The organism is Vibrio sp. D420a (genome assembly GCF_030248625.1).
Taxonomy (GTDB): domain Bacteria; phylum Pseudomonadota; class Gammaproteobacteria; order Enterobacterales; family Vibrionaceae; genus Vibrio; species Vibrio fortis_A.
In genome coordinates this window covers 1-1541 of record NZ_JAHGAN010000038.1, presented here as the reverse complement: position 1 = coordinate 1541, position 1541 = coordinate 1, and the positions used below count along the sequence as shown (strand labels likewise).

Sequence of the window (1541 nt, the reverse complement as noted above, 5' to 3'; positions counted from 1 at the left end):
CCATCGACAGACGTTAACGTAAATGTCTCTTCAACTTTATCGCCAACATTAAGCTGGTTGAACGCACTGTTGGCAGTGAATACCCAGTGACCATTAGCGTCTATGGTTAGGTCACCATGAGTGCCTGTGATCGTATCTGGGGTGAAGGTGTTGTCAGGGTTATCGACATCGGTACTGGTTAGGGTGCCTGAAGCTGTGATTGCTGAGTCAGTTTCATCGACAGCCACAGTTGCGCTGCTCACCGTAGCAGCATCATTCGTACCGTTTATTGTTACCTTGATAGTAGACGGAGTACCGTCGACAGACGTTACTGTGAATGTCTCTTCAACTTTGTCGCCGACATTAAGTTGGTTGAATGCGCTGTTAGCGGTGAAGATCCAGTGACCATTGGCATCAATGGTTAAGTCGCCGTTGGTACCGTGCTGAGTTGAAGCAGTAAAGGCATTATCTTGATTATCAATGTCGGTGCTGGTTAGAGTGCCAGAGGTCGTGACGGGTTGATCCGTTTCATCGACAGTGACAGTCGCGCTGCTTACTGTCGCGGCATCATTCGTACCATTGATGGTCACTTTAATTGTCGAAGGTGTACCATCGACAGACGTTACCGCGAATGTTTCTTCAACTTTATCGCCGACATTGAGTTGGTTGAACGCACTGTTGGCAGTGAATACCCAGTGACCATTAGCGTCTATGGTTAGGTCGCCGTTAGTACCGTGCTGGGTCGAAGCAGTAAAGGCGCTATTTTGGTTATCGACATCGGTACTGGTCAAGGTTCCAGAGGTTGTTATTGCTGTGTCCGTTTCATCAACGGCTACCGTTGCACTACTTACTGTAGCGGCATCGTTGGTACCACTGATGGTCACTTTAATTGTCGAAGGTGTGCCATCGATAGAAGTAACCGTAAATGTCTCTTCAACCTTTTGGCCGACATTAAGCTGATTAAACGCGCTGTTGGCTGTGAAGACCCAGTGACCATTGGCATCAATGGTTAAATCCCCGTTGCTGCCGTGCTGAGTTGAAGCAGTAAAGGCATTATCTGGATTATCAACATCAGTACTGGTCAAGGTTCCAGATGTTGTTATTGCTGTGTCTGTTTCATCGACGGCAACAGTCGCACTGCTAACCGTCGCAGCATCGTTAGTACCATTGATGGTTACTTTAATGGTGGATGGTGTTCCATCGACAGACGTTACTGTGAATGTCTCTTCAACTTTATCGCCGACGTTAAGTTGGTTGAACGCGCTGTTAGCGGTGAACGTCCAATGACCATTAGCATCGATGGTTAAATCACCGTTGGTACCGTGCTGAGTTGAGGCAGTAAAGGCGTTATCTGGATTATCGACATCAGTACTGGTCAAGGTTCCAGATGTTGTGATGGCTTTATCTGTCTCATCGACAGCCACAGTCGCGCTGCTGACGGTTGCCGCATCATTCGTACCGTTGATGGTCACTTTAATCGTGGATGGAGTGCCATCGATAGAGGTTATAGTAAACGTCTCCTCAACCTTGTCACCAACGTTAAGTTGATTGAATGCACTGTT

General features: G+C 47.5%; 1 protein-coding gene. It reads right to left on the bottom strand.

All coding sequences use genetic code 11. The annotated features are described in order from the left end of the window. The coding region (locus KI743_RS21060) for a VCBS domain-containing protein (RefSeq protein WP_285468035.1) at positions 1-1541 on the bottom strand (1541 nt) is incomplete at both ends.